The sequence below is a fragment of the Streptomyces cyslabdanicus genome, assembly GCF_052663305.1.
This window is the reverse complement of sequence record NZ_JBQRUW010000032.1, coordinates 56,463-62,709: the sequence shown is the minus strand read 5'-3', so window position 1 is coordinate 62,709 and position 6,247 is coordinate 56,463. Positions and strand designations below refer to the sequence as shown.

7 protein-coding genes are annotated in these 6,247 nt (G+C 72.5%); 2 read left to right on the top strand and 5 right to left on the bottom strand.

Going from position 1 to position 6,247, the window contains the following annotated elements:
- Positions 1-119: 119 nt before the first annotated feature.
- From ACTYVM_RS19800 to ACTYVM_RS19785, 4 genes are all read right to left on the bottom strand, one after another.
- Entirely contained in the window at positions 120-353 is a 234-nt protein-coding gene (locus ACTYVM_RS19800; RefSeq protein WP_445527176.1) for a hypothetical protein, read from the bottom strand.
- A gap of 95 nt (positions 354-448) precedes the next feature.
- Positions 449-1,342 carry an SDR family oxidoreductase gene (locus tag ACTYVM_RS19795; RefSeq protein WP_445527175.1) on the bottom strand — a complete coding sequence of 298 codons (894 nt, stop codon included), beginning with the start codon at positions 1,340-1,342 and terminating at the stop codon, positions 449-451.
- On the bottom strand, positions 1,339-2,430 hold the full coding sequence (locus ACTYVM_RS19790) for an alpha/beta fold hydrolase (protein ID WP_445527174.1): 1,092 nt from the start codon (positions 2,428-2,430) through the stop codon (positions 1,339-1,341). Before ACTYVM_RS19790 ends, ACTYVM_RS19795 begins: the two co-directional genes overlap by 4 nt.
- Entirely contained in the window at positions 2,427-4,004 is a 1,578-nt protein-coding gene (locus tag ACTYVM_RS19785; protein WP_445527173.1) for a flavin-containing monooxygenase, read from the bottom strand. Before ACTYVM_RS19785 ends, ACTYVM_RS19790 begins: the two co-directional genes overlap by 4 nt.
- Before the next feature lie 207 nt (positions 4,005-4,211).
- Here ACTYVM_RS19785 and ACTYVM_RS19780 point away from each other — a divergent pair, with 207 nt between their 5' ends.
- Positions 4,212-4,832 carry a MerR family transcriptional regulator gene (locus ACTYVM_RS19780; protein ID WP_445527180.1) on the top strand — a complete coding sequence of 207 codons (621 nt, stop codon included), beginning with the start codon at positions 4,212-4,214 and terminating at the stop codon, positions 4,830-4,832.
- A 10-nt stretch (positions 4,833-4,842) separates the two neighbouring features.
- Here the strand turns inward: ACTYVM_RS19780 and ACTYVM_RS19775 are convergent, their stop codons facing one another.
- Positions 4,843-5,646 (bottom strand): exodeoxyribonuclease III, encoded by an 804-nt coding sequence (locus ACTYVM_RS19775; RefSeq protein ID WP_445527172.1) that lies wholly within the window; start codon positions 5,644-5,646, stop codon positions 4,843-4,845.
- Between the two features lie 81 nt (positions 5,647-5,727).
- Between ACTYVM_RS19775 and ACTYVM_RS19770 the strand changes: the two genes are divergently transcribed.
- Positions 5,728-6,210, top strand: coding sequence for a GNAT family N-acetyltransferase (locus ACTYVM_RS19770; RefSeq protein WP_445527171.1), 483 nt, complete (start codon positions 5,728-5,730; stop codon positions 6,208-6,210).
- The last annotated feature ends 37 nt before the right edge of the window (positions 6,211-6,247 follow it).

Below are 6,247 nucleotides of genomic sequence, written 5' to 3'. Positions count from 1 at the left end.
TGGAGGGGGGGGGCCCCCCCCCCGAACAACATGGGTGTGGGTCCCCCGGGCCCCCCGGCCCCCCCCACGCCGTCACGGCCGAAGCCGAGCGCAGCGACAACGCGGACCAGCGGCCGTGGCTAGCGGTCGTAGTCCTGGTTGAGACGGTCTTCCATCTCGTCCGGCGTGTCCTGGGCGTCGTGACGCCCACGCTCGCGCGGCTGGGACCCGCGCTGGCCGGCCTTCTCGCGGCCCTCGCCGCGGCCCTCGCCGGGACGCTCGCCGGGACGCTCGCCGGGACGCTCGCCGGGGCGCTGCCGGCCCTGCTGCTGCCGCTGCTCGGCCGGGTCCTGGTACTTGTCCTTCATACCCATGCTGTTCACTCCCGTGTGGGTGAGTGGGATCCCCAAGTGGGCTAGGGGATCGGCCTCGACCAGATTCACACGGGCGGTCACCCTGCGCATGTCGATCAATGACGGTGCGTAGCCGGTCCCGACCGGTGCCGTTCGTCGGCCGCCCCACCCGCCCCGACCAGCCCGGTCCGCACCCCCGACAGCCGGTCCGCGAAGCGCCGTACCTCCCGCTGCCCCACGGTCCCGACGACGCCCGGCAGCCACCCGCGTACGCCCTGCATCCCGCGCAGCCACCACTGCCCGTACACATGGGCGGAGCGCCGCTCGATGCCGGCCACGATCCGGTCCACCGCCGGTCCCAGCGGATAGGTCCGGCCGGCCGGCCACGGCAGCCGCTGCCTCAACTCCCGCATGACGTCGTCCTGGTCGGCCCCGCGCACCATGTCGGTGTCGGTCCACGACAGGTAGGCGACGCCCACCCCCACGCCCCGGTGGCCGACTTCGGCCCGCAGGCTGTGCGCGTACGCCTCCACACCGGACTTGGAGGCGCAGTACGCCGTCATCATCGGCGCCGGGGTGATGGCGGCGAGCGAGGCGATCTGGAGCAGGTAGCCACGGCTCGTGGTGAGCGCCGGCAGGAACGCCCGCCCGGTGACCGCCGATCCGATGAGGTTGACCTCGATCACCCGCCGCCAGGAGTCGGGGTCGGAGTCGGCGAACGGACCACCGCTCGCCACACCGGCGTTGGCGACCACGATGTCGACCCTGCCGAACCGTTCCTGGACCTCCGCCGCGACCCGGGCCATCGCCTCGTGGTCGGTGACGTCGGCGTGCCAGTGGGCGCTCTCGCCGTGCAGCCGCTTGCCGACCTGTTCGAGCAGCTCCGGCTCCAGGCCGACCAGCGCGATCTTCGCGCCCCGCGCGGACAGTTTGCGGGCGAGCAGTTCCCCGACGCCCCGCGCGGCCCCCGTGACGACCGCGACCTTCCCCTCCAGGCTCACCCTGCTCACGCGCCCTCCCCGATCCGTGCGTCGTCGTGCTGCTCGTGTGCGCTTCCCCGACCGGCGTCCAGGCCGCTTCCCCGACCGGCGTCCTGGCCGCCTCCCCGGCCGGGGACTTGGGCGGGGACTTGGCCGGTGACCCCGCCGGTGCTCTGGCCGGTGATCCGGCCGGACGCGAGTTCCCGGATCCTCCCGGTGACCGTCCCGGGTGCCTCCACCGGCGTCATGTGGCCGAGGCCCGGCAGCTCGGTCAGGCCCAGGCAGTCGGGCAGCGCGGCGGCCAGCGCCCGCGCGTGCTCCGGCGGGGTCAGCCGGTCGGCCGTGCCCGCGACCACCGCCACCGGGAGCCTCAACTGCCTTACCTGGCGGTCGAGATCGAGCCGCTCCAGCACCTGCGACCAGGCGTGGCGCACCCGGCGCGGGCAGGCGTGCACGATCCGCGCGCACGCCTCGACCATGTGCGGGGTCGAACCGGGGCCCATCGTGACGTACTTGAGGATCCGCCGGGCGAGCGGAGTGACCGGCCCGAGCGGTGCCCGGGAGCCCAGGACGCGCCGGGTCAGCCAGGTGCGCGGCCGGCCGGCCCGGATCGGTACGACGGTCGACCGGACGACCAGCCGTGAACTGCCCGTGCTGCACAGCAGGACGGCCGCCGCGTGCTCCTGGAATCCGGGTCGGCCGGCCGCGGCCATCACCGTCATCCCGCCCATCGAGTGGCCCACGATCACGGCCTTCTCACCGGGCGCGAGCGTCGCCGCGAGCACCGCCTCCAGATCGTCGGCGAGCGCGTCGGTGCTGTATCTCCGGCTCGCCGGGCTGCGTCCGTGGCCGCGCTGGTCGTAGGCGATGACGCGGTGGTCGGCGGCCAGGTCCCGGATCTGCGCGGCCCAGAAGGCGGTGGAGCAGGTCCAGCCGTGGGCGAGGAGGACGGCCGGGACAGCGGGGTCGTCCACCGGCCCGTGCACCTCGACGTGCAGCCGGGCGCCGTCGGCGGAGACGGCGGTGAGTTCGCGGGCGGGGACGGGAGGGGCGTACGGATCCGGGGCGGCGTCGTCTTCCGGGCGGCCCTGGGCCGTCCGGCGGGCGGGACGGCTCACGCGTCCACCTCCGCGGGCCGCCGCGCCGGGGTCCGGCCCGCCGCGCCCTTGGCTCCGGGCGCCCGGAGTATCTGGTACTCCGCGAGATCCACCCGCCGTGTGGCCTGCCGGAACTCGGTGGTCGTACCGGGCCAGACGGTGGTGTTGCGGCCGCTCGCGTCCAGGTACCAGCTGGTGCAGCCGCCGGTGTTCCACACCGTGCGCCTCATACGCTCCTGCACCTTGCGGTTCCAGGCGTTCACGGCGCTGGGGCGGGCGTCGAGGGCGGCCCGGCCGCCGAGGACGTGCAGTTGACGCAGGTAGTCGGCCAGGTAGTTCAGCTGGGACTCGATCATCAGGATCATCGAGGAGTTCCCGAGGCCGGTGTTGGGGCCGATGATCGTCATCCAGTTCGGGAAGCCGGCCGCGGACGCCCCGCGCAGCGCCGCCATGCCGTTCTTCCAACTCTCGGCGAGCGTACGGCCGTCCGCGCCGACCACCCGCTCCGCGATCGGCATGTCGGTGACGTGGAAGCCGGTGCCGAGGACGATCGCGTCCACCTCGGCCTCGGTGCCGTCGGCGGCGACGACGGTCGACCCGCGGACCTCGCTCAGTCCACTGGCGACGACGTCCACGTTGTCCTGCGCGAGGGCCGGATAGTACGTGCTGGACAGCAGTATCCGCTTGCAGCCGATGCGGTAGTCGGGGGTGAGCCTGGCGCGCAGGTCCGGGTCCTTGATGGCGCGGGCCATGTTGCGCTTGGCGAGCTGCTCCACGAAGCCGAGTTGGCCCGGATGCCTGGTGAACGCCTGGACCTGCATCTCCCGGATGCCCCACAGCACTCCGCGGCGCAGTCGCGCGGTCAGCGGCAGGGCGCGGTGCATCCGGCGCTCGACGCCGCTGATCTCGCGGTCGACGCGGGGCATCACCCACGGCGGGGTGCGCTGGAAGAGAGTGAGCCGGGCGACCTCGGGCTGGATGGACGGCACGATCTGGATCGCGGAGGCTCCGGTGCCGACCACGGCGACCCGCTTGCCCGCGAGGTCGTGGTCGTGGTCCCAGCGGGCGGAGTGGAAGACCTTACCGGGGAAGGAGTCGAGCCCCGGTATGTCCGGGACCTTCGGTTCGGACAGCGGGCCGGTCGCGCTGACCACGACGTCGGCCGACAGGTTCCCGCCGGTGGTCTCGATGTCCCAGCGCAGCTTGTCCGCGTCCCAGGCCATCCTCGTGACCTCGGAGTGGAACCGCAGGTGCGGGCGGAGACCGAAGACGTCCGCGACGTGCTCCAGGTAGGCGCGGATGTGCTCCTGCCCGGAAAAGGTGCGCGGCCAGTCGGGGTTGGGCGCGAACGAGAACGAGTACAGGTGCGAGGGCACGTCGCAGGCGCACCCCGGATAGCTGTTGTCGCGCCAGGTGCCGCCGACGCCGCCGGCCCGCTCCAGCACGACGAAGTCGGTGATCCCCTCCCGGCGCAGCCGCACCGCGGCGCCCAGTCCGCCGAAGCCGGACCCGATCACCGCCACCCGTACATGCCGGTCCTCGTGCTCATGCTCGTGCTCATGCTCGTGCTCGTGCTCGTGCTCGTGCTCGGCCATTGAGCGCCCCTCCCATGAACTCGCGTACAGCGACCCGCGTTTCAGCCTTCAGCGACTCTGCCAGTGAACACTGGCGCAATGGGGAGGGTAGAGGAGGTCCGTACCGATCGGTAGGGGTGCGACCGAGGAAAAGTTACCGCCGGTACAACATAGGCTGCTCCCGTGGCAGGAGACGGTGGAGCACGCGGCGACCGACGCGAGTACCGCATGGAGGAGCTGGCCCGGCGGGCCGGGATCACCGTGCGCACCCTGCGCTTCTACCGCGAGCGCAAACTGATCCCGCCGCCGCGTCGCGAGGGCCGCATCGCCTGGTACGACGACCACCATCTGGCCCGCCTTCGCACGATCTCGGCACTGCTGGAACGCGGCCACACGCTGAACGGCATCGCCGAACTGGCCGAGGCCTTCGACCACGGCCGCGACGTCGGCGACCTGCTGGGCCTCGGCGCCCCCACCGAGGAGACCCCGGTCCGCCTGACCCCCGAGGAACTCGCCGACCACTTCGCGGGCGAGGTCACCGCCGAGAACCTGGCCGCCGCCATGGAACTCGGCTACCTGGGCACCGACGGCGACGACCTCGTGCACATCAGCCGCCGTCTGCTGGACGTCTCCGCCGCCCTGGTCCGCGAGGGCATCCCCCTCGCCGACGTCCTCGCAGCCGGCCGCCGCGTCCGCGAACACGCCGACGCCCTCGCCGAACTCTTCACCGACCTGATCCTGCGTCACGCCCCCGAGGACGACCTGAAGCGACTGCGCCCGCTGGCCAAGAGCGTGGTGGAGGCGGAAGTGTCGATGGCCCTGGACCGGCGGCTGCGCAAGCAGGCGTAGCGGCCGGCCCCTAGAGGTCGTACACGACTGTCACCGGGGCATGGTCGGACCACCGCTGGGCATGCGTGGCCGCGCGCTCCACGTACCCCTTGACGGCCTTGGCGGCGAGCCCGGGCGTGGCCGCGTGGAGGTCGATCCTCCACCCCGTGTCGTGGTCGAAAGCCCGCCCCCGGTAGGACCACCAGGTGTACGGCCCCTCGCCGTCGGGGTGCAGTGTGCGCACGACGTCGACGTACCCGCCGGCCTCGGGAGCGAAGACCGTGCTCAGCCACTCCCGCTCCTCCGGGAGGAAGCCGGACTTCTTGGTGTTGCCGCGCCAGTTCTTGAGGTCGGCCTGCCGGTGGGCGATGTTCCAGTCGCCGCAGACGAGCACCTCGCGCCCGTCGGCGGCGGCCCGTTGGCGCAACTCCCTGAGATGGGCGAGGAACTCATCCATGAACCGGACCTTCTCGTCCTGCCGCTCGGTGCCGACCTCGCCGGAGGGCAGGTACAGGCTGGCGACCGTGACACCGGGCAGGTCGGCCTCGACGTAGCGCCCGCTGCCGTCGAACTCGGCCGACCCGAACCCGACCCGGACCCGGTCGGGTTCACGGCGGGTGTAGAGGGAGACGCCGGCGCGGCCCTTGGCGGCGGCCGGGACGTGCACGACGTGCCAGCCGTCCGGCGTGCGGACGTGCTCCGGCAACTGGTGCGGCTCGGCCCGCACCTCCTGGAGGCACAGCACGTCGGCCCCGGTCTCCGCGAGCCACTCCACGAAGCCCTTCTTGGCGGCGGCGCGCAGCCCATTCACATTGACGGAGGTCACAGTCAGCACCCAGGCACCCTACCGGCACACTGGACGAGGCCTTTCCGGAGGTCACCTGCCCCGACACCCGCATCGACAGACGGTTCCCACATGAACATCCGCCCCGTGCCCTTCGACCACCCCGACGCTGTCAAGCTGAACGACGAGGTCCAGGCCGAGTACCACGTCCGCTACGGCGACGGCGGCGACGCCACGCCCCTCGACGCGGCCGACTTCCGACCCCCGAACGGCCTGTACCTGATCGCCTATGCCGAGGACGGCACCCCCGTCGCCACGGGCGGCTGGCGCAGCCAGGACAAGAACGCCGAGGGCAACGAGGACGGCGACGCCGAACTCAAGCGGATGTACGTGACCGAGTCGATGCGCGGCCGTGGTCTGGCCCGCCGCGTCCTCGCCGTCCTGGAGGACGACGCCCGCGCCGCCGGGCGCCTCCGCATGGTCCTGGAGACCGGCGACCAGCAGCCGGAGGCCGTAGCCCTGTACGCCTCCAGCGGCTACGAGCCATGCACGAAGTTCGGCTACTACCGCGCGTACGACTCGAGCATCTGCCTGGCGAAGCCGCTTCGGTCCTGACGCACGACACGTCAAAGCCCCGGTCGGTTTCCCGACC